Source organism: Brachybacterium sp. ACRRE (assembly GCF_022346485.1).
GTDB classification, from domain to species: domain Bacteria; phylum Actinomycetota; class Actinomycetes; order Actinomycetales; family Dermabacteraceae; genus Brachybacterium; species Brachybacterium halotolerans.
On the sequence record NZ_JAKRMO010000016.1, the window covers coordinates 23035 to 49358 of the forward strand.

Genomic DNA, 26324 nt, shown 5'->3' on the forward strand with positions numbered 1-26324 from the left:
CGGGCCGGCGCGCCTCGAAGGAACCGACGTCCGTCGGCCACCGATCGCTCAGCGGTGGGGCCGACATTCGCCAGCCGCCGCTCACTCAGCGGAGCCGGTGGCGTCCGCAACGGGAGAGGTGATCAGCACCATGTCGTCGCGGTGCACCACGGAGCGGCCGTAGCGGTCGCCCATGCGGTCGCGCAGCTCCTTGGTGGTGAGCCCCGCCATCGCGCGCAGGTCCTCGCTCGAGTAGGTGACGAGGCCGCGGGCGATCACGTCGCCGTCGGGCGCCGCGATGTCCACCGGGACGCCCGCGGGGAACGCGCCGTCGACCTCGGCGATGCCCACGGCGAGCAGGGAGCGGCGGCGGGAGCGCAGGGCCTCGGCCGCGCCCTTGTCGACCACGAGGGTCCCCGCGCCGCGCGTCGCGTACCGCAGCCACACCAGGCGGGAGCGGCGGCGGCCCTGCTGGGCCGGGAAGAAGGTGCCCACGTCCTCGCCCGAGACGCCGCGCCCGAAGTTCTCGGCGGCGGTGAGCAGCGTCGCGGTGCCCGTGCTCGCGGCGTGGTGGGCGGCGTCGAGCTTGGTGACCATGCCGCCGGTCCCGACGGAGGAGCCGACCGAGCCGACCTTCACGTCGGTGAGCGCCGCGAAGTCCTCGACCACGCTGAGGCGCTCGGCGTCCGGCTCGGCCGGGTTCTTCGTGTAGAGCCCGTCGACGTCGGTGAGCAGCACCAGCAGGTCGGCGCCCAGCAGCTGGGAGACGAGAGCGGCGAGGCGGTCGTTGTCCCCGAAGCGGATCTCGTGGGTGGCGGTGGTGTCGTTCTCGTTGATGATCGGGATGATGCCCAGGCCCAGCATCGCCTCGAGGGCGGTGCGGACGCTGCCGTAGGTCTCGCGCCGGATGACGTCGGCCTCGGTGAGCAGCACCTGCCCGGTGATCCGTCCGTGCGCGCCGAAGGCCGCGGACCAGGCCGTGGCCAGCAGCGCCTGGCCGACGCTCGCGGCGGCCTGCTGGGAGGGCACGTCGGTCGGCCGTGCGTCGAGGCCCAGGGGGCGCAGCGACGCGGCGATCGCGCCCGAGGAGATGATGACGACGTCCCAGCCGTCCTCGAGCAGCGCGGCGATCCGGTCGGCGATGATCCGCAGCCCGGTCTCGTCGAGGTGGCCGTCGTCGCGGGTGAGGCTCGAGGAGCCGATCTTCACCACCGCCCGACGGGGTCCGGGGATGTCGGTGCGCGCCTGCAGTCGCGCCGGCTGGTGCGGTTCGTCGGTCACGGTGGCCATGGTCAGTCCTCCTGGTCGTCGATCGCGGGATCGGCCCAGTGCCCGGCGCGGCGCTCCTCCTCCATCGCTGCCAGACGTCCCATGCGGGCCTCGGTGCGGGCACGCTGCTCCTCGCGCTTCTCATCGCGCGTGGGGCGGTGGTGGTCCTCGAGTCGACGGTCGGTGCCGCGGCGGCCGAGCAGCTCGGCGCCTCCCACCATTGTGGGCTCCCAGTCGAAGACCACGGCATCCTGTCCAGGACCGATGACCACGGTGCTGCCGGGGACGGCCCCGGCGCGGTAGAGCTGCTCCTCGACGCCGAGGGTGGCGAGGCGGTCCGCGAGGTAGCCGACGGCCTCGTCGTTGGAGAAGTCGGTCTGGCGCACCCAGCGCTCGGGCTTGTCGCCGACGACCCTGTACACCTTGTCGCCGTCGTACTGCTCGGTGACGACCTCGAACTCCTTGGCGCCGAACGACCGCGGGGTGAGGACGATGGGCGCGGCCTCCGGCTCGGGCAGCCGGGCGCGGGCCTGCTCGACGAGCTCGGCGAGGGCGAAGCCGAGCTCGCGCAGGCCCCGGCGGGAGACGGCGCTGACCTCGAACACGGGCACGCCGCGCTCGGCGAGGCGGTCGCGGACGAGGTCGGCCATGTCGGCGCCGTCGGGCACGTCGGTCTTGTTCAGGACCACCACGGTGGGCCGCTCCATGAGCGGCGTGCGGTCCTCGGTCTCCTCGTCGAGGCGGCCCGCGTAGGCGGCGAGCTCGCCCTCGATGGTCTCGAGGTCCTTCACGGGGTCGCGGTCGGACTCGAGCGCGGCGGCGTCGAGCACGTGGACGATCACGTGGCAGCGCTCGATGTGGCGCAGGAAGTCCAGCCCCAGTCCCTTGCCGCTGCTCGCGCCGGGGATCAGCCCGGGCACGTCGGCCACGGTGAAGCGGTGCTCCCCCGCCTCGACGACACCGAGGTTCGGCACCAGGGTCGTGAACGGGTAGTCGGCGATCTTGGGCCGGGCCGCGCTCATCGCGGCGATCAGCGAGCTCTTGCCGGCGCTCGGGTAGCCGACGAGGGCGACGTCCGCGACGCTCTTGAGCTCGAGGACGAGGCTGCGCTCCTGGCCGGGCTCGCCGAGGAGGGCGAAGCCGGGCGCCTTGCGCTTCGGGGAGGCGAGCGCCGCGTTGCCCAGGCCGCCCTGTCCGCCGCGGGCGGCGACGAAGCGGGTGCCGGTGCCGACCATGTCGACGAGCACGTTGCCGTCCTTGTCGGCGACCACGGTGCCGTCGGGCACGGGCAGGATCAGGTCCTCGCCGCGGGAGCCGTGGCGCATGTCGCCCTTGCCGAAGTCGCCCGAGCTCGCGCGCTGATGGGGCTTGTGGTGGTAGCTCAGCAGCGTCGTCGTCGAGGGGTCGACCTCGAGCACCACGTCGCCGCCGCGGCCGCCGTTGGCCCCGTCGGGCCCGGCGAGCGGCTTGAACTTCTCGCGGCGGATGGAGGCGGAGCCGTGCCCGCCGTCACCGCCGGTGACGTGCAGGACGACGCGATCGACGAAGGTGGCCATGGGTCTCTCCTGCGGACGGCGGGATGGTGCTGCGGGGAAAAACGTGAAGGGGCGGAGCAGGTGCTCCGCCCCTTCACGAGGGTATGTGCTGCGTCGCGCTGTGCGCGCCGCGCCGGGACCGAGGTCTCAGACGCCGGCGATCACGTTGACGACGTTGCGGTCGCGCTTGCGGCCGAACTCCACGGTGCCCGCGGTGAGCGCGAACAGCGTGTCGTCGTTGCCGCGGCCCACGCCCGCACCGGGGTGGATGTGGGTGCCGCGCTGGCGCAGGATGATCTCGCCCGCGCCGACCTGCTGGCCGCCGAAGCGCTTGACGCCGAGGCGCTGCGCGTTGGAGTCGCGACCGTTCTTCGAGGAGCTCGCGCCCTTCTTGTGTGCCATGGGAAGAACCTTCTCTCGTTCAGCCTGGAAGGGCGACGCTCAGGCGATGCCCGTGATCTTCAGACGGGTCAGCTCCTGGCGGTGGCCCTGGCGCTTCTTGTAGCCCGTCTTGTTCTTGTACTTGAGGATGCGGATCTTCGGACCGCGGAGGTCCTCGACCTTCTCCGCCGAGACGGTGACCTTCTCGAGGTCGCCCTTGGCCGAGGTCACCGCGTCGCCGTCGACGAGCAGCACGGGCGTGAAGTCGACGCTCTGGCCCGGCTCGCCGGCGACGCGGTTGATCACGATGGTGTCGCCGACCGACACCTTCTCCTGACGACCGCCTGCGCGGACGATTGCGTACACCACGTCACTGCTCCATCTTGGTTCGTACTGGGTCGTCGTCTCCCGCCGCACCGCCTCCGGCGCTCCGGGGCGGAGAGCTGGGCGGGTGACGTCCGGGCCGGGTGCGCGACCCGCGAGGGTCGCAGCTCCGCCGACCGAGCGGCCGGGAACGACGATCGACGCGTTCTGCGCCGAGGGACAGCCTACGAGGCCCGGCCGGACCGGTCAAGGCTCATGACCGGTCCGACCTGCGATTTCACCGCTGAGAGCCTGTGGAACTCATCACGCGTCGGCGGCGCTGTCGTCGCGCTCCTCGGCGCTCGCGGAGCCGTCCGCGGCATCGGGGGTGACCTCGGTCGCCTGCTCCGGCGTGTCCCCCGCGGCCTGCGCGGCGTCTGCCTCCACCGTCACCGCCTCCCCGTCGACGACGACCTCGGGGTGCTCCTTGGAGCCCGTGGCCGCCGCGATCGAGGCGATGGTCGCGCGGGCGAGGGCGCGCGAGGCGCTGTCGGACTCGAGGCGGTGCACGTCGGTGGAGGCGGTGAGCTCCTCGACGGCCTCCTTGGCGCTCTGGGATCCGCGGTCCGAGCCGCCGTTCCCGCCGCCGGAGCCGTTGCCGCTGCTCCCGTTCCCGCCGTTCCCGCCGCCGTTGCTCCCGTTGCCGCTGCTCCCGCTGCCGCCCTTGGACTTGCCCTTGCGGCGGCGGCCGCCCTTCGAGGAGTCGTCGTCCTGGGAGCCCTGGCCGCCGTGGTGCTGGTGGCCGGTGTCCACGCCGTCGAGGTCGACGATCATGCCGCGGCCCGCGCAGGCCTCGCAGGTCGTCGAGAAGGTCTCGACCAGGCCCGCGCCCACGCGCTTGCGGGTCATCTGCACGAGGCCCAGCGAGGTGACCTCGGCGACCTGGTGCTTGGTGCGGTCCCGCCCCAGGCACTCCACGAGGCGGCGCAGCACGAGGTCGCGGTTGGCCTCGAGCACCATGTCGATGAAGTCGATGACGATGATCCCGCCGATGTCGCGCAGGCGCAGCTGGCGGACGATCTCCTCGGCGGCCTCGATGTTGTTCTTGGTGACGGTCTCCTCGAGGGAGCCGCCGGCGCCGGTGAACTTGCCGGTGTTCACGTCGATGACGGTCATCGCCTCGGTGCGGTCGATGACCAGGGAGCCGCCCGAGGGCAGGTAGACCTTGCGGTCCATGGCCTTCAGCAGCTGCTCGTCGATGCGGTGCTTGGCGAAGACGTCCTTCTCGCCGACGTGCTTGGTCACGCGCTCCAGCAGGTCGGGGGCGACGTCGGAGACGTACTCGTGCACGTCCGAGTAGACGCCCTCGCCCTCGACGATCAGCGAGGTGAAGTCCTCGTTGAAGACGTCGCGGACCACCTTGATGGCGAGGTCGGGCTCCTGCGAGAGGGAGGCGGGAGCGGACTTCGACTTCTGCGCCTTCTGGATCCGGTCCCACTGCTTGCGCAGGCGCTCGACGTCGCGGGTGAGCTCCTCCTCGCTCGCGCCCTCGGAGGCCGTGCGCACGATGACGCCCGCGTCCTCGGGGATGACCTGCTTCATGATCTTCTTCAGCCGCGAGCGCTCGGCGTCGGGCAGCTTGCGGGAGATCCCGGTCATCGAGCCGCCGGGCACGAAGACCACGTAGCGGCCCGGCAGGGAGATCTGGCTGGTCAGCCGCGCGCCCTTGTGGCCGATCGGGTCCTTGGTGACCTGCACCAGCACCGGGTCGCCGCTCGAGAGCGCGAGCTCGATGCGGCGGGGCTGGCCCTCGAGCCCGGCCGCGTCCCAGTTGACCTCGCCCGCGTACAGCACGGCGTTGCGACCCTTGCCGATGTCGACGAAGGCGGCCTCCATGGACGGCAGCACGTTCTGGACCTTGCCCAGGTACACGTTGCCGACCATCGAGGTGTGCGACTTCTGGGCCACATAGTGCTCGACGAGGATGTCGTCCTCGAGCACCGCGATCTGCGTGCTGCCCTTGCGCTCGCGCACCACCATGGAGCGCTTGACGGACTCGCGGCGCGCGAGGAACTCGGCCTCGGTGATCACGTTGCGGCGGCGGCCCTGGTCGCGTCCCTCGCGGCGGCGCTGCTTCTTGGCCTCCAGGCGGGTCGAGCCCTTGACGGCCTTGACCTCGTCACGGGCCTCGCGGACCTTGACGACGGTGTTCGGCGGATCGTCGGGCGACGGGCCGTTCTCCGAGTTCGAGGACGAGCCGGAGCGGCGGCGGCGACGACGGCGGCGCGAGCTCGAGCCGCCCGAGGAGCCGTCCTCGTCCTTGCCCTGGTCCTCGCCGTCCTGGGAGTCGCGGTCCTCGGAGTTGTCCGCCGAGGACTTCTTGCCGTCCTTCGTCGCGCGCTCGGAGGCGTCGTCGGAGGTGTCCTCGGAGCGCTCATCGTCGTCGCGCGAGTCCTCGTCCTCGCGATCGGCCGAGTCCTCGCCGCGACCGCGACCGCGACGACCGCGGCCGCCCCGGCGGCGACGTCGACGGGAGGAGCCTGAGGACTGGCCGTCCTCCTCCTCGCCGTTGCTGTCGTTTTCCTCGTCCGCGCCGCTCGCATCCGCGTCGACGTCGTCCTGGGCGCCGTCGCGCCGGGTGCGGCGGTCCTCGCCTGCGTCCTGACCGTTCTCCTCGCCCGACGCGTCCTCGGAGGACTCGCCCCGGGAGGATCCGCGGCGGCGACGGCTGGAGGAGCGGCGCCCGCGGGAGCCGCGGCCGCGGCCGCCCTGCCCCTCCTGCGCCTGCTCGTCCGTGCTGACCTGGGTCTCCTCGACCTCTGCGGCGTCCTCGCCGTCGGCGGGCGCCTGCTCCTGCTCGGGGAGCACGGCCTCGCTCTGGGGCCGGGTGGCGCGGCGTCGGCGCGACCCGCGGGAGGCAGTGCCGAAGGACAGCTCCGCGCTGCCGGACTGGTGGTCCTCGTCGTCGTGGCCGGCGCGCTGCTCGGGCACCGTGGTGCGCTTCTCGGGCGTGGGCGCCTGGAAGATCAGCGAGGCGAAATCGATCTGGGTCTGCTCGCGCACGGCCCGCTTCGGCTCCTGCGGGCGGTTCTCGGCGAGGGCCTGCAGATCCGCGGCGACACCGCTGGGCCGCTCGGAGTCCGCCTCGGCCGGGGCGTCGGACGCGGTCTCGGCGTCGTCCTCGGAATCCTCAGGGGCCGTCTCCGTGCTCTCGACATCGACGGTCTCGTCCGCGGCATCCGCCGCAGCATCCGTCTCGGGCGCCGGCTCGGCGACGGTCTCGGTCACGGCGGGCTCGGCGTCGGCCTCGACGGTCTCTGCGGGGGCGACCGGCGCGACGGGCGGGCCGGCGGGGGCGCCAGCGGCACGGCGACGACGCCTGGTCGCGGGCTTCTCGGCCGCTGCGGGAGCCGGCTCGCTCGGGGGCGTCTGCTGGGCGGCGACGGTGGTGTGCCGCTGGGGAGCGTCGGCCTCGGGCGCCGTCTCCTGGTGCTGCGGGGCGCCGACCGGGGATCCGGCGCGGCGGCGCGGACGCTTCGCCCTCCCCGTTCCGCTCGTGGTGCTGGGCGTCTCCTGCGACGCCGACGTCTCGGGGGTGCTGATGTCCTCAGCCATGGGGCTGCTCCTCATAGAGGGACCGACGCACCCCGGGCCCTTCGGTCATCGTCCATGCGGACGGAAGTCGTTCGCCCTCTCCGGCGCGCGGCTCCAGGTCAGGAGCGCTGCGATGTCGGCCGCTCGAAGCATCTCGATCGCGCTGTGCGCGGTATCGGTGCATGGCTGGTCGACCCCGAGGAGGTTCCCCCTCCGGGTACGCGGAGGAAGAGCGCTCCCGGCAGTATGGCACAGGCGAGCGCTCCTCCCGGGGACGTGGGCACCCGTGAGACGCGTGCGACGGGGCCCGCGCGAGAGGACCGGAAGCGCTCGGGCGGGCTCGGGCACGCTCGGGACGGCGCATGACGGTGCGGGCGATTCCCGCTGGCGGCAGGACCATCGTCCCTCTGCGGCCGCTCCCCCGGGTCCTACGCTGAACGTGAACGCGGCGCACTCGCGTGCCGCGCCGTCCCCTCGCCCCACGGAGGACAGGTCCCATGGAAGCCCTCGACATCGCTCGGTGGCAGTTCGGCTCGATGACCGTCTACCACTTCCTCTTCGTCCCGCTCACGATCGGCCTGTCCTTCCTGGTCGCCGTCATGCAGACGATCTCCATGCGCGCGCGCAGCCCGATCGCCAAGGACGCCTGGACGCGCCTGACGAAGTTCTTCGGCTCGATGCTCATCGTGAACTTCGGCATCGGCATCGCCACCGGCATCCTCCAGGAGTTCCAGTTCGGCATGAACTGGTCGGAGTACTCGCGGTTCGTGGGCGACGTGTTCGGCGCCCCGCTGGCCCTCGAGGGACTCGTCGCCTTCTTCATGGAGTCGGTGTTCCTGGGACTGTGGATCTTCGGCTGGGGCCGCCTGCCCGAGAAGGTGCACCTGCTGACCATCTGGTGCGTCTCCTTCGGCACCATGGCCTCGGCCTACTTCATCGTCGCCGCGAACTCCTTCATGCAGCACCCGGTGGGAGCCTCGATCAACCCCGAGACGGGCCGCGCCGAGCTCGATCCCGACAAGGGCGGGCTGTGGGCGATCCTCACGAACATCACCACCCTCGTGGCCTTCCCGCACATCATCTTCGGCGCGCTGCTGGTCGCGGCCGCCTTCATCACCGGCGTCGCCTCGTGGCACATGGTCACCCACCACAACCGCGCGCGCACCGCGGGACTGACCACCGACGAGGGACGTGCGCACGACCAGCAGGCGCGCACGATCTTCCGCCCCGCCGTGCGCTTCGGCGTGATCGCCCTGTTCATCGCCGGCCTTGGCCTGTTCGTCACGGGCGACCAGCAGGGCCAGATCATGTTCAAGCAGCAGCCGATGAAGATGGCCTCCGCGGAGGCGCTCTGCGAGACGGAGACCGGGGCGTCGTTCTCGATCCTCACCGTCGGCGGACCCCAGGCGTTCCATCAGGACTGCGGCGACGTCACGCACGTCATCCAGGTTCCCTACGTGACCTCGTTCCTGGCCACGCACACCTTCGATGCGACCCTGCAGGGCGTCGACGAGCTGCAGGCGAAGGACCTCGAGACCTACGGCACCACAGTCACCGACGTGCACGGCGAGCAGCACGCGGCCGACTACCGGCCCAACCTGTTCGTCACCTTCTGGTCGTTCCGCCTGATGATCGGCCTGGCCGTGTTCAGCGCGGTCCTCGCCTTCTGGGCGCTGTGGATCACCCGCGGGCGGGGCGAGAAGGCGCGCACCTCCGGCTCGCAGGTCTTCAAGTGGTTCGCCGTGCTGTCGATCCCGATGCCGTTCTTCGCGAACGCCGCCGGCTGGGTCTTCACCGAGATGGGCCGACAGCCCTGGGTGGTGGTCCCCAATCCGGACGACCCCACGGTGTTCCTGATGACGATGCAGGGGGTGTCGGGCAATCCCGCCTGGATGGTGATCACCTCGCTCACGTCCTTCGCGCTGCTCTACACGGTGCTCGCCGTGATCTGGTTCCACCTCATGCGCAAGGCCGCACTGAAGGGCATACCCCTGCCCCGGCGCGATCCCGAGACGCAGCAGCTGGACACCCCCACCCTGTCCTTCGAGTACTGAGGGAGACACGGAGCCATGGATCCCGTCCTCACCGACCCCACCGCCGTGCAGACCGCGTGGTTCTGCCTGATCGCGTTCATGTTCGCCGTCTACTTCGTGCTCGAGGGCTTCGACTTCGGCGTGGAGATGAACCTGGGCGTCCTGGGTCGCGGCGACAGCGAGCGCCGCGGCACGATGCTCTCGACCATCGGCCCGATCTGGGACGGCAACCAGGTCTGGCTGATCACCGCCGGCGCCTCGCTGTTCGCGGCCTTCCCCGAGTGGTACGCGACGCTGTTCTCCGGGTTCTACATCCCGCTGCTGGTCATCCTGCTCTCGCTGATCCTGCGGGTGTGCGCCTTCAAGTGGCGCGACAAGCTCGAGGGCCGTCGCTGGCGCACCGGCTGGGACGTCGTCCACACGATCACCTCGCTGCTCCCCTCGTTCCTGTGGGGCGTCGCCTTCTCGAACATCGTCGCGGGCGTCGCGATCGACGAGAACAAATGGGTGACGACCTCCGTGCTGGGCCTGCTCACCCCGTTCGGCCTGCTGGGCGGGCTCGTGTTCGTGATGCTGTTCTGGACCCACGGCTCGCTGTACCTGGTGCTGCGCACCGGCGACCCGCTGCGCGCGGACGCCCGCGCCCTCGCGGGCCGCACGATCTGGCCCACGACCGTGCTGGGCGCCGTGTACCTGATCTGGGCGCAGCTGACCGTCTCCCACACCGCTCTCACCTGGATCCCGCTCGCCGTCGCCGCGCTCGCGCTCATCGCGGTGATCGCGGGGAACCGCGCGCGCCGCGATCGCCTCGCCTTCCTCGCGAGCGCGATCGCGATCGCCGCGGCCGGCGTGCAGCTGTTCGCGGGACTCTTCCCGTTCGTGATGCCCGCCGCGAACGATGCGGCCCATTCGCTGACCGTCGCGAACGCCTCCTCCTCCCCGCACACCCTGACGGTGATGCTGATCGCCGCGTGCGTGCTGCTGCCGTGCGTGATCGCGTACACGATCTGGGCGTACTGGGTGTTCCGCCATCCGGTGACCGGCGACGGCTCGGACGCCCCGGAGTCCCTGCTGGCGCGTGCCCGCCGCGGCTACCGGCAGGCCTTCGAGCAGGAGTGAGACCCTCAGCCATGGACCAGGCGACCCCGCGGACCGGACGGCGCTCAGGCGAGCGCCGTCCGCCGCTGGATCCCCGGCTGCTGCGCGAGGTCGCGGCCGCCCGCCGGCACGTCGTGCGGACCACGGCGCTGGGCCTGGTGCAGGCCGGGGCCGTCATCGCGACGGCCCTGCTCCTGGCCCGCCTGGGCGCCGACCTCCTCGTGGACCACCGCTCCCCTCTGGACTTCCCCGCCCTGCTCGCAGGGCTCGTGGCCGCGCTCGGCGTCCGCGCCCTCGCGGTCCTCGTCGAGCAGCGCACCGCCCATCGGGCGGCCACGGCGGCCATCGCCGACCTCCGCTCCCGCCTCATCGGCCACGCGGCGCGCCTGGGCCCGCGGGCGGGCGCCGGGCGCGGCGCGGACCTGACGACCCTGGCGACGACGGGCCTGGAGAAGCTGCGCCCCTACCTCGTCGGCTACGTGCCCCAGCTCCTGCTCTCGGCCACCGTCACCCCGCTCACGCTGCTCACGATCCTGCTGCTGGACCCCACGAGCGCCGGCATCGCCGTCATCACGCTGCCGCTCGTCCCGCTCTTCATGATCCTCATCGGCAGGCTCACCGTGGGACGCTCCGAGGCCCTCCTCGCCGACACCCGCACGCTCTGGTCGCAGATGCTCGACCTCGTCGACGGGCTGCCCACGCTGCGCGCGCTCGGCCGCGAGCGCGGGCCCGAGAAGATGGTGCGCGCGCTGGGGGATCGCCACCGCCGCTCGACCATGGGCTCGCTGCGCTACGCCTTCCTCTCCTCGATGGTGCTCGAGCTGCTGGGCACGCTGTGCGTCGCGCTCGTCGCGGTCGCGATCGGCCTGCGCCTGGTCTACGGGGACATGGAGCTCGCTCCCGCGCTCGCGGTGCTCGTGCTGATCCCCGAGGTGTACCTGCCCCTGCGCCAGGTGGGAGCCCAGTTCCATGCCTCGTCCGACGGCGTCGCCGCCGTCTCCGCCGCCTTCGATGTGCTCGTCGAGAGCGCCCCGGCCGACGGCACCGTCCGCTGCCCCGACCTGCGCACCGCGACGCTGCGCCTGGACGGCGTCGGCGTGCGATCGCGCGACGGCTTCGCCCCGCACGACGCGAGCCTCGTCGTCCGGCCCGGCACGGTGCATGCGATCGCGGGCCCGAGCGGCAGCGGCAAGACCACCGCCGTGCAGGTCATGCTCGGCCTGCTCGCGCCCGACGAGGGCTCGGCCCGGGTGGTCGCCGCCGACGGCACCGCCACCGCGGTCCAGGACCTGCGCCGGGAGTCCCTCTGGTCCCAGACGATGCTGCTCCCCCAGCGGCCCGTCCTCCCCACCGGCACCGTGCGCGCGGTCCTCGCGGAGGCCGCGCCGCACGGGAGCGCCGACCAGGACCGGCTGGACCGCGCGGCGCGCGCCGCGGGACTGGACCGCGTGATCGCCGCGCGCGGCTGGGACGCCCCCGTCGGGCGCGGCGGCAGCGGCCTCTCGCTGGGCGAGCGCCAGCGCCTCGCGCTCGCCCGCGCACTGCTCGCCCCGGCGCCGCTCGTGGTCCTCGACGAGCCCACGGCGCACCTCGACGGCGCCACCGAGGAACTGGTCCTCGACCTCGTGCGCACTCTGCGGGCCGAGGGGCGGACCGTCGTGCTCGTCGCGCACCGCTCGCGACTGCTCGAGGTGGCCGACGAGGTCACGCGGCTGCGTGCCGCGCACGTCGGTCCGGAGACGGTCGAGGAGGGAGCAGGCCGATGAGCACGATCCTCAGCAGCAGCAACAGCAGCAACAACGAAGGCAGCGGCAGCCGTTCCAGCGCCGGCACCAGCGGCGACGCCGTCTCGGGGCCGTCCGCCGTGCGCCGGATGGTGGGGCTCCTGGAGATCCCCCGCTCCCGACTGCTCGCGGCCGTCCTCGCGGCGATCGCGACCCTCGCCTCGTCCTTCGCCCTCGCGGCGCTGGCCGCCTGGCTGGTGACGACCGCATGGACCATGCCGAACGTCCTGGACCTCACGGTCGCCGTGGTCGGGGTGCGCGCGCTCGGGATCTCCCGCGGCGTCTTCCGCTGGCTGGACCGCATGCTCACCCATGACGTCGCCCTGCGGGGCGTCGTCTCCCTGCGCACCAACCTGTACTCGGCTCTCGCCCGCCGCCGCGGGGACGCCCTCAGCCGGGTGCGCCGGGGCGACCTCCTCGCCCGCCTGGGCGACGACGCGCAGGAGCTCGGGGACCTCGTGATCCGGGCGATCGTGCCGGGACTGGTGGCCGTGGTGATGACGGTGGTGGTCGTGCTGACGATCGCCCCGCTCAGCCTGCCGGCGGCCGCGTGCATGCTGCTCGCGCTCGTGCTCGCCGGGGTCCTCGCGCCCCTGGCGGCCCACCGGGCGGCGCGGCTCACCGAGGCGGCCGTCGTCGAGACCCGCTCCGAGCTGACGGCGAGCGGCCTGGGGGTCCTGGACGATGCGACCGCCCTGCGGGTGCAGGGTCGACTGGGCGAGCGCATGGAGGAGCTCGCGCGGGCGCAGAGCGACCACGACGCCGCGATCGACCGCGCGGCGCTCCCCTCGGCCCTGGCCGCGGCGTCGGTCCCGGCGGTGATGATCCTCGCCGTACTCGGCTCGGTCCTCGCGGCGGGCGGCGCCTGGCTGCACGGCGGCGCGGGGGCGGGGGCGATCGGCATGCTCGTCCTGCTCCCCCTCAGCAGCTTCGAGGCCGTCACCGCGCTGCCCGCGGCGGCCTCCCAGCTGGCCCGCACGCGCGCCGCCGCCGCGCGCCTCGAGGACGCCGTCGGCCCCGACGCTCCGGCGCCCGGGCCCGACGGGACCGCCGTCGCCGCGCCGGGCGGCGCCGGGAGCGCCGGCCGCCCCACGGCCCTGCATCTGTCCGCGCGCGGACTGTCCGCGGGCTACGGGCAGGACGCCGTGCGGGTCCACGATCTCGACCTCGACCTCGCCCCCGGCGAGCGGATCGCCGTGACCGGCGGCTCCGGCACAGGCAAGACCACGCTCGTGCAGACCCTGGCGGGCCTCCTGGAGCCCGTCGCCGGCATCGTGCGCCTGGGCGGCGATGCGCTCGGCGAGCTGTCCGAGGACGCCGTCCGCGCACAGATGATCGCGCTGCTCGAGGACGCGCACGTCTTCGCCACCACCGTGCACGAGAACCTGCGCGTCGCCCGCGGCGACGTGAGCGCGAAGGAGTGCGCCGCGGCGCTGCGCGCCGTCGGCCTCGACGACTGGGTCGACACCCTGCCCCGCGGCCTGGACACGATGCTCGGGCCCGACGGCACCACGATCTCCGGCGGCGAGCGGAGACGGCTCCTGCTGGCCCGCGCCGTGGTGCGCGCAGCGCCGATCACGCTGCTCGACGAGCCCACGGAGCATCTCGATGCGGCGCGCGGCGACGACCTTCTGCGCCGGCTCCTGGATCCCGCCGACGGCTCCCTCCTCCCCGTCGGCGCGAGCGCTCTCGTGGTGACCCACAGGGTGGAGGCGATCCCCGCGGGCACCACGGTCCTGCGTATCCTGCCCGGTGGCGGGCACGAGCTCGTGCGTGCCGAGCCCCGCACCGACGAACACGGAAGCACGCCATGACCAGCCAGCCCCCCACGTCTCCACGACCGGCCGAGGCGAGCCTGCACGAGCTCGCGGCCGCCGTCGGCGCGGGCGGGGACGTCGAGGACCTCCTGGACCTGCTGGTCCGCGCGGTGCCGCCCCGCACCGGAGCCGCCGGCGCGGCGCTGGTGCTGCCGCAGCGCCGGGGCGAGTGGAGCGTCGAGGTCGCCGAGGGCCGCGAGGCCGCGCTCCTGCTGGGCGCCGCCCCCGACCCGGGATCCGCGCTGCACGCCGCTCTGGTCAGCGGCGACCCGGAAGCGGTGGGCGCTGTCGACGAACTCGCCCTCGAGGGCAGGACATGGAGCGCGACCGCAGAGATCGTCGAGGCGGGAGAACAGGGCCCGGGCGCTCTGCTCGCCGTCGGCGGAGAGACCTCGCGCAGGGCCGCGCGCCGGGCCCTCGAACCCCTCGCGCTGCTGGTGTCCCTCGCGCTCGACGACCGTCGCGGCACCGCCGAGCAGGACCTGGACGACGAGCGCCGCCGCATCGCCCGGGACCTGCATGACCTCGCGATCCAGGAGCTGTTCGCCGTGGGGATGGAGCTCGAGGGCCTCACCTCCGCGCTCGACGAGGCGGCGGGCGCCGTCTCCAACGCCACGATCCGCCGCAGCGTCGAGACCTCGCTGCTGGGCGTCGAGAACGCGGTCGCCCAGATCCGGCAGATCGTCCAGTCGCTGCGCCGTGAGCGCAGCGAGGCGACGCTCAGCGAGCGGCTCCGTCACGAGACGGGGCTCGCGACCGCCGGGCTCGGCTTCGCACCCGCCCTGCGCCTGCCGCGGAACGCCGCGGCGATGGACGCCGAGGTGCCCGAGGAGATCGCCGAGGACGTCGTCGCGGTGGTCCGCGAGGCGCTCGCCAACGCCGCCCGCCACGCGCACGCGAGCGCGGTGGCCGTCTCGGTGACGCTGTTCAGCGAGGGTGTGGACCGTGTCGTGCAGGTGGCGGTCTCCGACAACGGCCGCGGCATCGACCCGAGCGTGAGCCGCCGCAGCGGCCTGGCGAACATGTCGAGCCGGGCGCGCCGCCATCAGGGCTGGGTCGATGCGATCTCGCTCGAGCCGGGCACGATGATCAACTGGCGGGTGACGCTCCCGCCCGCCTGAGGCGGGGTCCCGCCGAGGCGCGGGCTCCCCGGATCGGGGACTCGCTGCTCAGGGCTTCCAGCCGGCCCGACGGCGCGCCGCCACCATCGCCGCGACCTGTGTGCGCCGCTGCAGCCCCAGGGCCTGCAGGATCACGGTGACCCGGTTCTTGACCGTCTTCTCCGCGATCCCCACCTCCTCGGCGATCTCCCGGTTCGAGTGCCCGTCGCCGATGAGCTCGACGATGCGCTGATCGGAGGCGGACAGCTCCGGCCCGTCGGCGACGCGGTCCTCTGGCCAGATCGACTCTCCGCGATGCACGGCGAGGATGGCGCCGACGATGTCCGCGGCCCGCGCCGACTTCAGCACCAGCCCCGCGGCTCCCGCGGCCCGCGACTCGTGGACGGCCGGGTCGTCGTCGAAGCTGGTGAGCACCAGCATCCGCATGTCGGGGTCGACGGCCCGCGCCGCGCGCATGACGTCGATGCCGGTGCCGTCGGGCAGCTGGAGGTCCACCACGAGCACATCGGGCCGGATCGCGGGCAGACGGCGCGCGGTCTCGGCGACGCTCGCGGACTCCCCCACGACCCGCAGGCGTGCATCGGCGGCGACCACCGTCGCGATCCCCCGTCGGACCACCTCGAAGTCGTCGACGAGCATCACGCCGATCGGGGCGTCGTCCATGGCAGAGTCCTCCGCGAGTGATCGGTGCTGGTGGTGGGGTCCGACGCTCGACACGCTACCCCAGCAGGTCACCGCCTTCCTGGGGGCGGCGGGAGAGGCGGGGACCGACGGGCGCCCGCAGCATCCGCGGGCCTCAGGCCTTGTCGCCGGGAAGCTCCGGGATCGCGGCGTACGGGTGCACCTCGACGCGACGCAGCGGAGGGCCGTCCAGGGTCTCGAGGATCTCTTCGCGCAGCTCGTCCGCGAGCGGGCTGTCCTCGTAGCGGGCCTTGTCCTCCTCCGAGCGGAAGATCTCGATGTTCCACAGCACGTCGGGATCGGCGTCCTCGCGCAGCATGATGAAGCGGTCGGAGGAGCCGGACCTGAACATCCCCTCGGTCGCGAGCTCGAACAGCCGGTCCCCCATGCCGGGCTTCGCGCGCATCTGGATGACGTAGCCGGGCTGGTCCTGGAGTGCCATGAGAGTCTCCTTCTGCCGTCGGGAGCGCCCGTCCGGACGCGCGGCCGACGCTAGACCGGCGCCGGCCCTCCCGCAACGCGGGTCCTCCCAGGTCGTACGATCGTCGGGTTCCGACGCTCCGGCCCCAAGCCCTGACCGGCGCGGAGCGAGAACGAGGAGGACTCCGGTGGACCACATGCCCGATGAGCACGCGCACCATGAGCACGTCCCGGGCACGGCGGACCCGCACCACGGGACCCGTGCTCACGACATGTCCGGGATGGCCGTCGGGGCGACGCTGCACTGCCTCACGGGGTGCTCCATCGGGGAGATCATCGGGATGCTGGTCGGCACCGCCGCAGGGTGGACGAACCTCCCCACCACGGTCCTCTCGATACTCCTCGCCTTCGTCTTCGGGTACTCGCTCTCGGCGCTGCCGCTGGTCCGGGGCGGGATCGCCCTGGGCGACGCGCTGCGCCTGGTGCTCGTCGCGGACACCCTGTCGATCGCGACCATGGAGGTCGTGGACAACCTGGTCATGCTGGTGATCCCCGGTGCCATGGGGGCGACGCTGCTCGACCCGCTCTTCTGGCTCTCGATGGCGATCTCCCTGACGATCGCGTTCTTCGCCGCCTGGCCCGTCAACCGCGCGCTGCTGCGCCGCGGCAAGGGGCACGCCGTCACGCACCATGCGCTCGGCGAGGACGCGGCGATGGACAACCGGCCGCTGCTGATCGGCATCAGCGCCTTCCTGCTCGGCGGCTTCATCGCCTCGATCGGCTCGCTGCTGGGCTGATCACGGCTCCCGGCGCGCAGGGCCGTGCCAAGGGGCCATGCGACGAGGCCGCGCCCTGAGCCCCGTGCCTCCTCAGGCCCTGCGCTGGCAGTTCGGGCAGAAGAAGCACGAGCGCTGCTGCAGCACGGAGCGGCGGATGATCGTGCCGCAGCGCGGGCACGGCTCCCCCGCCCGGCCGTAGGCGGCGAGGGAGCGCGCGAAGTAGCCCGACTCCACACGTTTGTGACATTGATGTACGGGAAGAGCCTCGGACGCCCGTTTCCCCAGGTCAGCCGCATTAGCGCGGGACACGGATCGATTTTCAAGGGACCAGCGCTCCTCCCGATCGGACATGAGCACTCGACCATCATGACATTGAACAGGCACACTGCGGGCGGTCGGACAGCACACGAGTGACTACAGCACTTGTCCCTCCTTGGGTCTCGAAAGCAGATGCTTTTGAGACGCAGCCGCCGTCACGAGGAGAGCTCGCAATAGGTCAGCAACCACTGTATCGTTCAGTGTATGCTGACCATTGCTTCGCGCCTCGACGTCATGAACCGGCTGGGCCGGGCCATGGCCGACCCGACGCGCTCCCGGATCCTGATGTCCCTGCTCGACGGCCCGAGCCACCCCGCCGTGCTGTCGCGCGAGCTGGGGCTGACGCGCTCGAACGTGTCCAACCACCTGACGTGCCTGCGTGACTGCGGGATCGTGGTCGCCGAGCCCGAGGGCCGCCAGACCCGCTACGAGATCGCCGATCCGCACCTGGCCGCGGCACTGACGGCGCTGGTGGACGTGACTCTCGCGGTGGACGAGAGCGCGCCGTGCATCGACCCGCACTGCTCGGTGTCCGGCTGCTGCGCCGCGACCGGCTCGGGGGACGCCTCGTGAGCGCCGCCTGCGGCTGCGACGAGCCGACCACCGGCACATCCGAGGAAGCCGAGGAGTCCGAGCGCCCGTGGTGGCGCGACCCGGGACTGGTGGTGCCGATCCTCTCCGGCGTCGCGTTCGGCACCGGCCTGGTGCTGGAGTGGTCGGGGCTGCGCGTCGCGGCGCTGGTCGCGTTCTGGGCGGGCCTGCTGCTGGGCGCGTACACGTTCGTGCCCGGCGCTCTGCGGAACCTGGTCGTCAGGCGGAAGCTCGGGATCGCGCTGCTGATGACAATCAGCGCCGTCGGGGCGGTGATCCTCGGCTACGTCGAGGAGGCTGCCGCGCTGACGTTCCTCTACTCGATCGCCGAGGCCCTGGAGGACAAGGCGATGGACCGCGCCCGCGGCGGCCTGCGCGCGCTGCTGAAGCTCGTGCCGGAGACCGCGACCGTACTGCGCGACGGTGCCTCGGTCGACGTCCCGGCCAAGGAGATCGCCGTCGGCGACGTGCTGCTGGTCCGCCCCGGCGAGCGGGTCGCGACCGACGGGACTGTCCGGTCCGGTCGCTCCAGCCTGGACACCTCGGCGATCACCGGCGAGTCGATCCCGGTCGAGGTCGCGCCCGATGACGCGGTCTCGGCCGGCGCGATCAACACCGCCGGTGTGCTGGAGGTCGAGGCGACCGCCGCGGGCACCGACAACTCGCTGACCACCATCGTTGAGCTGGTCGAGCAGGCCCAGGCCGAGAAGGGCGAGCGTGCGCGCATCGCCGACCGGATCGCCCGCCCGCTGGTGCCCGGCGTGATGGTCCTCGCGGTGCTGGTCGGCGTGCTCGGCTCGCTGCTCGGCGACCCCGAGACCTGGATCACCCGCGCCCTGGTCGTCCTCGTCGCGGCCAGCCCGTGCGCGCTGGCGATCGCGGTGCCCGTCACCGTGGTGTCCGCGATCGGGGCGGCGACGAAGTTCGGCGTCGTCATCAAGAGCGGGGCCGCCTTCGAGCGCCTCGGCGGCATCCGCCACCTCGCCGTGGACAAGACCGGCACCCTGACCCGCAACCGACCCGAGGTCACCGCCGTCGTCGCCGCCGACGGGTTCGACGACGACCAGGTGCTCGGCTGGGCCGCGGCCGTGGAGCAGCACTCGACGCACCCTCTCGCCGCCGCCATCGCCGCCGCGGGCCAGGGAGCCCCCGCCGCGCAGGACGTCGCCGAGGAGGCCGGGCACGGCATCGGCGGCCTGGTGGACGGCCGCCGGGTGACGGTGGGCAGCCCCCGCTGGATCGACGCGGGGCCGCTCAAGGCCCGGGTCGAGGACCTGGAGGCCGAGGGCCAGACCTGCGTGCTCGTGGCCGTCGACGGCCAGCTGGCCGGGGCGATCGGCGTCCGCGACGAGCTGCGCCCCGAGGTCCCCGAGGTCGTGCGCACGCTGCGGGGCCAGGGCGTCGAGGTGAGCATGCTCACCGGCGACAACGCCCGCACCGCGCACGCGATCGCGCAGATCGCCGGGATCGGCGATGTGCACGCCGAGCTGCAGCCCGAGGACAAGGCCCGCATCGTCGCCCGGCTCTCCGAGGCCGCGCCTACGGCGATGATCGGAGACGGCATCAACGACGCCCCCGCCCTGGCCGGTGCGACCGTGGGCATCGCGATGGGTGCGACCGGCTCCGACGCCGCGATCGAGTCCGCCGACGTCGCCTTCACCGGCCACGACCTCGGCCTGATCCCGCAGGCGCTGCGGCACGCCCGCCGCGGCCGGGCGATCATGAACCAGAACATCGTGCTGTCCCTGGCGATCATCACCGTGCTGCTGCCGCTGGCCATCACCGGCGTGCTCGGCCTGGGAGCGGTGGTCCTCGTCCACGAGGTCGCCGAGGTCGTCGTCATCGCCAACGGGCTGCGCGCCGCGCGTGCCCGCAATCGTCAGGCGGGCTGATGCGGGACCGCCCCGATGGAGGGGCATGCGGTTGCGATGCTGAATCGAGTTCTGTCAATATAGAGGCATGTCTAATCAAGCGGCGACCGCTGCACTTCCAGCGACCCGACGGCTCTCGACCCTCGACAGGTGGCTGCCCGCGTGGATCGGCCTGGCGATGGTTGCCGGTCTGCTACTCGGCCGGCTCGTCCCTGGCCTGTCCGGCCTGCTGTCACGGCTCGAGGTCGGCGGCATCTCGGTGCCGATCGCCCTGGGACTGCTGGTGATGATGTACCCGGTGCTCGCGAAGGTCCGCTACGACCGGGTCGCCGCCGTCACCGGCGACAAGAAGCTGCTCATCTCTTCCCTGGTTCTGAACTGGCTCGCTGGCCCTGCGATCATGTTCGCCCTGGCCTGGGCCTTCCTGCCGGACCTGCCCGAGTACCGGACCGGTCTGATCATCGTCGGCCTGGCCCGGTGCATCGCGATGGTGGTGATATGGAACGACCTGGCCTGCGGCGACCGTGAGGCCACCGCGGTGCTGGTGGCGATCAACTCGGTGTTCCAGGTCGTGATGTTCTCGGTGCTGGGCTGGTTCTACCTCACCGTGCTGCCCGGCTGGCTGGGCCTGGACACGCAGGGTCTGGACGTGTCCATGGGTCAGATCGCGCTCAACGTCCTGGTCTTCCTCGGCGTCCCGATCGTCGCCGGCTTCGCCTCCCGGTGGATCGGCGAGAAGCGCCAGGGCCGGGAGTGGTACGAGGAGAAGTTCCTGCCCCGGATCGGGCCGTGGGCGCTGTACGGGCTGCTGTTCACGATCGTGCTGCTGTTCGCGTTGCAGGGCGACGCGATCACCTCCAACCCGCTCGACGTCGCCAGGATCGCGCTGCCGCTGCTGGCCTACTTCGCGATCATGTGGCTGGCCGGGATGCTGCTCGGCCGGGGCCTCGGTCTGGGATATGCCCGGTCGGCGACGCTGGCGTTTACTGCGGCGGGTAACAACTTCGAGCTCGCCATCGCCGTCGCGATCGGCACGTTCGGTGCCGCGTCCGGTCAGGCTCTGGCCGGTGTCGTCGGGCCTCTGATCGAGGTGCCGGTGCTCGTGGGCCTCGTCTACGTCTCGCTGTGGGCGGCTCGTGCCTGGTTCCGCGCCGACCCGTACGCCGAATTGAGGGCATCATGACTACCGCAGAAGCCGTCACCGGTCCCGAGGCTTGCGCGCCGTCCGCGACGCAAGCGATCGGCCAGGAAGCTGCGACGACCGTGGCCGGCGCGTTGAAGGCGCTGGCGGAGCCGCTGCGGCTGAGGATGCTCTCGGCGATCGCGACCGATCCCCGCGGCGAGTCGTGCGTGTGCGACCTCGCCGAGCTCGCCGACGTGTCCCAGCCCACCGTCTCCCATCATCTGAAGGTGCTCAAGGAGACCGGGCTGTTGCTGTCGGAGCGCCGTGGCACCTGGGTCTGGTACCGGATTGCCCCGGCGAGGCGGCGCGCCGTCTCCGCGCTGCTCGACGCGTTCGCCCCCGCCGCGATCGCCGACGCCCCCGAGCATGCGGAGGCCCGCGCTCAGGCGCTGCCGGACATGGACGACCGGGTGACCCGGCTCGGCGAGGAGCTGGCCGACGAGACGGCCGGCCTGGACCGCGACCTCGTGATCGCGATCGTGCGCGAGTCCTACGCGGGCCTTGCCCGCTCGGCCAAGCTGACCCAGCACCTGATCCCGCTCACCGAGCGCTTCGCCCGGCAGCGCCTCGCCGACCTGACGCGGGACCGGGAGGCAGGCCGGCCGCAGGTGCTGTTCGTGTGCGTCGCCAACGCGGGCCGCTCCCAGCTGGCTGCCGCGATCGTCAACCGGCTCGCCGACGGCAAGGTGATCGCGCGTTCTGCGGGGTCGACGCCGTCGGTGGACGTGCACCCGCATGTGCGGTCGTTGCTCGCCGAGATCGAGGGCGAACGAGAAGCGAGCAGCGCATTCCCGAAACCCCTGACCGACGACGCCGTCCGCGCCGCCGACGTGGTGATCACGATGGGCTGCGGCGACGTGTGCCCGATCATCCCCGGCGTCCGCTACGAGGACTGGGCCGTCGGCGACCCAGCGCTGGCCTCGCCCGAAGGCGTCGAAGCGATCCGCGACGACATCGAGCACCGCGTCCGCACGCTCATCGCCGCCCTCACCAACTGAAGGAACAAGGACCCTCATGCCTGAACAGAGCCCCTCCGCGCAGAAGCCCTCCGTGCTCTTCGTGTGTGTCCACAACGCCGGCCGCTCCCAAATGGCCGCCGGCTGGCTCCGTCACCTCGCCGGTGACCGGATCGAGGTCCGCTCCGCCGGTTCGATGCCCGCAGAGCAGATCAACCCCGTCGCCGTCGAAGCAATGGCCGAGATGGGCATCGACATCGCCGCGGAGCAGCCCAAGATCCTCACCACCCAAGCGGTGCAGGACTCCGACGTCGTGATCACCATGGGATGCGGCGACACCTGCCCCTTCTACCCCGGCAAACGCTACGAGGACTGGACCCTCGACGACCCCGCCGGCCAGGGCATCGACGCCGTCCGCCCGATCCGCGACGAGATCCGCGCCCGCATCGAGAAGCTGGTCGACGAACTGCTCGCGCCCGCCGAGCAGGAGGAACGCGGGCAGGTGCCGGCGGTGCTGTTCGTCTGCAAGAAGAACGGCGGGAAGTCGCAGATGGCCGCCGCCCTCATGCGCCAGATCGCCGGTGACTCCGTCGAGGTCTACTCCGCGGGCACGGCCCCGGGGTCGTCGCTCAATGCGCAGTCTGTTGCCTCGGTCGCGGAGGTCGGGGCGAGCATGGCCGGCGAGCACCCCAAGCCGATCGACCCGGCCCTGCTGCGCACCGTGGACCGCGTCGTCGTCATCGGCGACGAGGCCGTCGTCGAGCCCACGCCGGGGATGGCCGGGACCATCGAGACCTGGAACATCGACGAGCCGTCAGACCGCGGGATCGAGGGCGAGGAGCGGATGCGGCTGATTCGCGACGAACTCGCCGAGAAGGCCCGCGGCCTCCTCTCAGAGCTGGTCGTCTCGTCGAAGGCCTGAACCCGGGTCACGCCGTCCGCTCGGCCGTGGCCGCCGCCCGGCGGGGAGCCTGGGTGCGTGCGCTGGCGATCATGAGCACCGTCCCGACCGCCGCCAGGGCGGCGAGGACGAGGAACGCGTGCGCGTAGCCGCCGGTCGTCTCGGCCAGCACCGCGCCGGCGAACGGGGCGAGGGCGGTGGCCAGCAGCACCGGCAGGCCCAGGACGCCGGAGAGGTGGCCGTAGGCGCGCGGGCCCCAGCGGTCGGTGATCGCGGTCGCCGGCGGGAGTGTCGCGATCCCGCGCCCGATCCCGGCAGTCATTGACGCCGCGACCAGCGGGCCGACCGGACCCGGCACGACGGCCAGGGCGAGCGTGCTCGCCGACACCAGGACGAACACCGTCGCGGTGCGCGCGGTCAGCGGGACGCGGCGCGCCAGACCGGTGTAGACGAGGCGGCCGGCGACCTGCCCGATGCCGCCGAGGCCGAGCACCCATGCCGCGGTCTGGGCGTCGAGACCGCGCTCGAGCATGAGCGGGACCAGGGCGAGCAGACCTGCGTACATCGCCAGCGACACCGCGGTCAGCCCGGCCGCGAGCAGCCGGAACTGGGCGCTGCGCAGGACCTCCGATGCGTAGGCGCGGTCGACGGCGGGTTCCTCGGGCCGCTGCTTCGCGGGCCAGGGCCGACGCAGGAGGAACCAATGCGCCGGGACCGTGAGGACGGCGAGGACTACCGCCGCCCACAGGTAGGTCGCCCGCCATCCCGCGTGCGCGCCGACGGTCGCGGTCAGCGGAGCGAACACCGTGCTGGCCAGTCCGGCGACCAGGGTGAGCGTCGCCAGCGCACCCAGCTGACGAGGAGCGAACCAGCCGGTGATCGCGGCGAAAGCCGGCGGGTAGAGCACCCCGGCCATCGCGGCCCCGGCGAGCACCCAGCCACCGACGAAGACCGGCAGTTCCGGCGAGACGGTGATCACGACGAGGGCGAGGACGCCGAGGATCGAGCCGGCGGTCATGACCAGACGCGGCCCGCGCTGGTCGATGATCCGGCCGACCGGCACCCCGGCCAGCGCGGAGACGACCAGCGCGGCCGAGAACGCCGAGGCGACGACGATCGGCGACCAGCCGGTGTCGGCGCTGATCCGCGGGGCTAGGACGGGGAAGGCGTAGTAGAGCAGGCCCCAGGAGACGATCTCGGTCACGCACAGCGCCACCAGCACCGTCCCCAGCGCTGGGCGTGTCGCCGGCTCAGGCAACGGCGGCACCCCGCGGCTGCCGAGCGAGAGCCGTGACCACGTAGTCGGCGTCGCGGTGGACCCCGCGCAGCGTGTTGGAGGAGAACGAGCGCTGGAACTCCAGACCGAGGAAACCCACACCCGGCAGCCCGGTCGCGACCCCACGGTCATGTCTCGGCATGCCGGCTTCGTCGAGGACGCCGACGGAGCGCAGGTACGGCAGATGCGGCCGGTAACCGGTCGCGAAGACCACCGCGTCGCCCTGCTCCCGCGAGCCGTCCGGCCACACGACACCGTCGGAGGTGAACTCGGCGAACATGGGCCGCTGGTCGGGACGTCCCGCCTCCAGCGCCTTCCGGTACTTGTCCGTCCCGATCACCGGGGTGCCGGTGACGATCCGGGCGAGGACAGACGGTGGCAGGAGGTCGGCGCGGGTGACCTTCAGCCACCAGTGCAGATCCTTCCCGGCGATGACCTGCGGCGCGAACCGGACCCGGTCCCGGACCGCCAGCGACGTCTTGGCGTGGTCGGCGAGCTCGTGGGCGACCTGGACGGCGGAGTTGCCCGCGCCGACGACCACGACCCGCCGGCCCGAGAACTCCTCCGGGGACCGGTAATCGGCCACGTGCAGGACCCGGCCGCCGAAGGCCTCTCGCCCGGGGATCGTCGGCACGTGCGGGTTGCCGAACGAGCCCGAGGCAGCGACCAGCGCATCCCCGACCAGGCCGGAGCCGTCGGCGAGCTCGACCGCGAACGACGGACCATCCGCGGCCACGCCGACGACCCGAGCCCCGATTCGGATCTCGACATCAAGACTGCGGGCATAGCCGCGGAGGTAGTCGACGACCTCGTCGCGGCCCGGGTATCCGTCGGGGTCGCCGGGGAACGGGTGGCCCGGGAATGCGCTGTAGCGGCGCGGGGAGAACAGACGCAGGCTGTCGTAGTAGCGCGGCCAGGACCCGACCGGCTCCGGACCGGCCTCAAGGACCACCGGCTCCCAGCCCTTCTCCCGCCCGGCACGGGCAGCGGCGAGCCCGGACTGGCCGCCGCCGACGACGATCAGGCGGCCGCGGCTCATCCCGCCGTCCTCGTGCCGAGCTGGATCAGCTGCGGCGCGGGCGTGCAGCAGCCGCCCGACGACGCCTCTTCCGGTGCGTCGAACAGCCCTGACCCGCCGCACACACCGGTGTCGGGCAGCTCCAGCTCGACCCGCGACGCGGCCTCGTGGTCACCGGCGAGCTCGGCGACCACGCTGCGGACCTGCTCGTACCCGGTCATCGCCAGGAACGTCGGAGCGCGGCCGTAGGACTTCGCCCCGACGATGTAGAAGCCGGGCTCCGGGTGGGCGAGGTCGGCCGCGCCCGTGGCGCGCACCGAGCCGCAGGAGTGGACGTTCGGGTCGACCTCGGCGGCGAGCTTCGCCGGGGCCTGCAGCCGCACGTCCAGGTCCAGGCGCACCTCGGACAGGAACGACAGGTCCGGGCGGAACCCGGTCGCGACGACCACCCGGTCCGCGGGAGCGAGCCGACGGCCATCCTCGGCGACCAGGACCGCCCGGCCGTCCTCGACGACGACTTCTTCGGTGCGGAAGCCGGTGACCAGGTCGACGAGGCCGTCCTCGACGGCCTTCTTCGCCCGCTGCCCCAGGGCTCCACGCTCGGGCAGCTCGTCGGCGACTCCGCCGCCGAAGGCGTTGCCGACGGAGCCGCGGCGCAGCGCCCAGGTCACCCGGGTGGCTGGTACACGGCGCACGAACGTCGCGAGGTCGCCGATGGCGGTCGCCGCCGAGTGGCCGCTGCCGACGACCACGACGTGCTTGCCCGTCAGCGCTGCCGCCTCTTCGCGGCTCGGCGTGCGGTGTCCGAGTAGACCGGCCTCGACCGCGGCCAGCTCGCCCAAGGCAGGCAGCCCGTCCGCGCCCGCCGGGCTCGGGGCCCGCCAGGTGCCCGAGGCATCGATCACCGCACGTGCCTCGAACCGCTCCTCGCACCCGTCGGCGCGCCGGACGTGGACCACGAAGGGCTGCTCGGCTCGACCGGCGTCGACCGAGAGATCGCGCCCCTTGCGGCCGACGCCGACCACGCGCGAGCCGTACCGGACGCGGTCGCCCAGCGCCTCGGCGAGCGGCGCGAGGTAGCCCTCGACCCACTGCGCGCCCGTCGGGTAGCCCTTCTCCGGCGTGCTCCAGCCGGTCGGCTCGAGCAGTCGGCGGGCCGCGGGGTCCGTGAGCTCGGGCCACGGCGAGAAGAGGCGCACGTGGCCCCACTCCGTGACGGCCGACGCCGGGGTGTCGCCCGATTCCAGGACGAGCGGCTCCAGTCCGCGCTCGAGCAGGTGGGCGGCGGCGGCCAGGCCCTGCGGACCGGCTCCGATGACGATGACGGGATTCACTGCAACCTCCACGTATTGACGTTTTTCGATGAGTCGAGCCTGCCTCACGTATCGACAGATGTCAATACGTGAGGCAGAATGG

21 protein-coding genes and 2 pseudogenes are annotated in these 26324 nt (G+C 72.6%); 12 read left to right on the plus strand and 11 right to left on the minus strand.

Features of this window, described 5'->3' with window-relative positions; all coding sequences use genetic code 11:
* Positions 1–81 precede the first annotated feature (81 nt).
* The 5 genes from proB to MHY49_RS06750 all read right to left on the minus strand — a co-directional run bounded on the left by proB (position 82) and on the right by MHY49_RS06750 (position 7082).
* Positions 82–1269, minus strand: coding sequence for a glutamate 5-kinase (gene proB, locus MHY49_RS06730; RefSeq protein ID WP_228358323.1), 1188 nt, complete (start codon positions 1267–1269; stop codon positions 82–84).
* A gap of 2 nt (positions 1270–1271) precedes the next feature.
* Positions 1272–2804 (minus strand): GTPase ObgE, encoded by a 1533-nt coding sequence (gene obgE / locus MHY49_RS06735; RefSeq protein WP_239203286.1) that lies wholly within the window; start codon positions 2802–2804, stop codon positions 1272–1274.
* Positions 2805–2930: 126 nt separating this feature from the next.
* Complete coding sequence (gene rpmA, locus MHY49_RS06740) at positions 2931–3185, minus strand: 50S ribosomal protein L27 (RefSeq protein WP_200500858.1); 255 nt, start codon at positions 3183–3185, stop codon at positions 2931–2933.
* A gap of 39 nt (positions 3186–3224) precedes the next feature.
* Complete coding sequence (gene rplU / locus MHY49_RS06745; protein WP_200500859.1) at positions 3225–3533, minus strand: 50S ribosomal protein L21; 309 nt, start codon at positions 3531–3533, stop codon at positions 3225–3227.
* A 258-nt stretch (positions 3534–3791) separates the two neighbouring features.
* Complete coding sequence (locus tag MHY49_RS06750; protein WP_239203287.1) at positions 3792–7082, minus strand: Rne/Rng family ribonuclease; 3291 nt, start codon at positions 7080–7082, stop codon at positions 3792–3794.
* A gap of 476 nt (positions 7083–7558) precedes the next feature.
* On the opposite strand from MHY49_RS06750, the gene MHY49_RS06755 reads away from it, so the two are divergent.
* From MHY49_RS06755 to MHY49_RS06775, 5 genes are read left to right on the plus strand one after another with little or no spacing between them, the layout of a single operon-like run.
* Positions 7559–9115 carry a cytochrome ubiquinol oxidase subunit I gene (locus MHY49_RS06755; protein WP_228358321.1) on the plus strand — a complete coding sequence of 519 codons (1557 nt, stop codon included), beginning with the start codon at positions 7559–7561 and terminating at the stop codon, positions 9113–9115.
* 15 nt (positions 9116–9130) lie between these two features.
* A complete protein-coding gene (gene cydB / locus MHY49_RS06760) occupies positions 9131–10213 on the plus strand; it encodes a cytochrome d ubiquinol oxidase subunit II (RefSeq protein WP_239203288.1) in 1083 nt (360 codons plus the stop codon).
* 11 nt (positions 10214–10224) lie between these two features.
* Positions 10225–11958 carry a thiol reductant ABC exporter subunit CydD gene (cydD, locus tag MHY49_RS06765; RefSeq protein ID WP_239203289.1) on the plus strand — a complete coding sequence of 578 codons (1734 nt, stop codon included), beginning with the start codon at positions 10225–10227 and terminating at the stop codon, positions 11956–11958.
* Complete coding sequence (cydC, locus tag MHY49_RS06770; protein WP_239203290.1) at positions 11955–13790, plus strand: thiol reductant ABC exporter subunit CydC; 1836 nt, start codon at positions 11955–11957, stop codon at positions 13788–13790. The genes cydD and cydC overlap by 4 nt, the downstream gene beginning before the upstream one ends.
* Positions 13787–14914 carry a sensor histidine kinase gene (locus MHY49_RS06775; RefSeq protein WP_239203291.1) on the plus strand — a complete coding sequence of 376 codons (1128 nt, stop codon included), beginning with the start codon at positions 13787–13789 and terminating at the stop codon, positions 14912–14914. Before cydC ends, MHY49_RS06775 begins: the two co-directional genes overlap by 4 nt.
* A 48-nt stretch (positions 14915–14962) precedes the next feature.
* Here the strand turns inward: MHY49_RS06775 and MHY49_RS06780 are convergent, their stop codons facing one another.
* Both MHY49_RS06780 and MHY49_RS06785 read right to left on the minus strand, forming a co-directional pair.
* Complete coding sequence (locus tag MHY49_RS06780) at positions 14963–15577, minus strand: response regulator transcription factor (protein WP_228358316.1); 615 nt, start codon at positions 15575–15577, stop codon at positions 14963–14965.
* 133 nt (positions 15578–15710) lie between these two features.
* Entirely contained in the window at positions 15711–16037 is a 327-nt protein-coding gene (locus tag MHY49_RS06785; RefSeq protein ID WP_239203292.1) for a putative quinol monooxygenase, read from the minus strand.
* A 175-nt stretch (positions 16038–16212) separates the two neighbouring features.
* Here MHY49_RS06785 and MHY49_RS06790 point away from each other — a divergent pair, with 175 nt between their 5' ends.
* Complete coding sequence (locus tag MHY49_RS06790) at positions 16213–16812, plus strand: DUF4396 domain-containing protein (RefSeq protein ID WP_239203326.1); 600 nt, start codon at positions 16213–16215, stop codon at positions 16810–16812.
* A 72-nt stretch (positions 16813–16884) separates the two neighbouring features.
* On the opposite strand, the gene MHY49_RS06795 is transcribed toward MHY49_RS06790, so the two are convergent.
* Positions 16885–17028 carry a zinc finger domain-containing protein gene (locus tag MHY49_RS06795; protein WP_370646024.1) on the minus strand — a complete coding sequence of 48 codons (144 nt, stop codon included), beginning with the start codon at positions 17026–17028 and terminating at the stop codon, positions 16885–16887.
* 288 nt (positions 17029–17316) lie between these two features.
* Here MHY49_RS06795 and MHY49_RS06800 point away from each other — a divergent pair, with 288 nt between their 5' ends.
* The 6 genes and pseudogenes from MHY49_RS06800 to MHY49_RS06825 all read left to right on the plus strand — a co-directional run.
* On the plus strand, positions 17317–17685 hold the full coding sequence (locus MHY49_RS06800; RefSeq protein ID WP_239203294.1) for a helix-turn-helix transcriptional regulator: 369 nt from the start codon (positions 17317–17319) through the stop codon (positions 17683–17685).
* On the plus strand, positions 17682–19595 hold the full coding sequence (locus tag MHY49_RS06805) for a cation-translocating P-type ATPase (protein WP_239203327.1): 1914 nt from the start codon (positions 17682–17684) through the stop codon (positions 19593–19595). The genes MHY49_RS06800 and MHY49_RS06805 overlap by 4 nt, the downstream gene beginning before the upstream one ends.
* A 67-nt stretch (positions 19596–19662) precedes the next feature.
* On the plus strand, positions 19663–20757 hold the full coding sequence (gene arsB, locus MHY49_RS06810) for an ACR3 family arsenite efflux transporter (protein WP_239203295.1): 1095 nt from the start codon (positions 19663–19665) through the stop codon (positions 20755–20757).
* Positions 20754–21755: a metalloregulator ArsR/SmtB family transcription factor gene (locus MHY49_RS06815; RefSeq protein WP_239203328.1), complete on the plus strand. Its 1002-nt coding sequence runs from the start codon at positions 20754–20756 to the stop codon at positions 21753–21755. The genes arsB and MHY49_RS06815 overlap by 4 nt, the downstream gene beginning before the upstream one ends.
* A gap of 16 nt (positions 21756–21771) precedes the next feature.
* A pseudogene (locus tag MHY49_RS06820) lies at positions 21772–22185 on the plus strand (arsenate reductase ArsC); the annotation flags it as partial.
* Positions 22186–22236: 51 nt separating this feature from the next.
* Positions 22237–22635, plus strand: a pseudogene (locus MHY49_RS06825) (low molecular weight phosphatase family protein); the annotation flags it as partial.
* Positions 22636–22642: 7 nt separating this feature from the next.
* Here the strand turns inward: MHY49_RS06825 and MHY49_RS06830 are convergent.
* Genes MHY49_RS06830 through MHY49_RS06840 form a run of 3 tightly spaced genes read right to left on the minus strand, consistent with a single transcriptional unit; the run spans position 22643 to position 26242 of the window.
* The gene (locus MHY49_RS06830; RefSeq protein WP_239203296.1) at positions 22643–23818 is read right to left on the minus strand and encodes an MFS transporter; all 1176 of its coding nucleotides are present in this window, start codon (positions 23816–23818) and stop codon (positions 22643–22645) included.
* A gap of 46 nt (positions 23819–23864) precedes the next feature.
* Positions 23865–24929: an NAD(P)/FAD-dependent oxidoreductase gene (locus MHY49_RS06835; RefSeq protein ID WP_239203297.1), complete on the minus strand. Its 1065-nt coding sequence runs from the start codon at positions 24927–24929 to the stop codon at positions 23865–23867.
* The gene (locus MHY49_RS06840; protein ID WP_210416619.1) at positions 24926–26242 is read right to left on the minus strand and encodes an NAD(P)-binding domain-containing protein; all 1317 of its coding nucleotides are present in this window, start codon (positions 26240–26242) and stop codon (positions 24926–24928) included. Before MHY49_RS06840 ends, MHY49_RS06835 begins: the two co-directional genes overlap by 4 nt.
* Positions 26243–26324 lie beyond the last annotated feature (82 nt).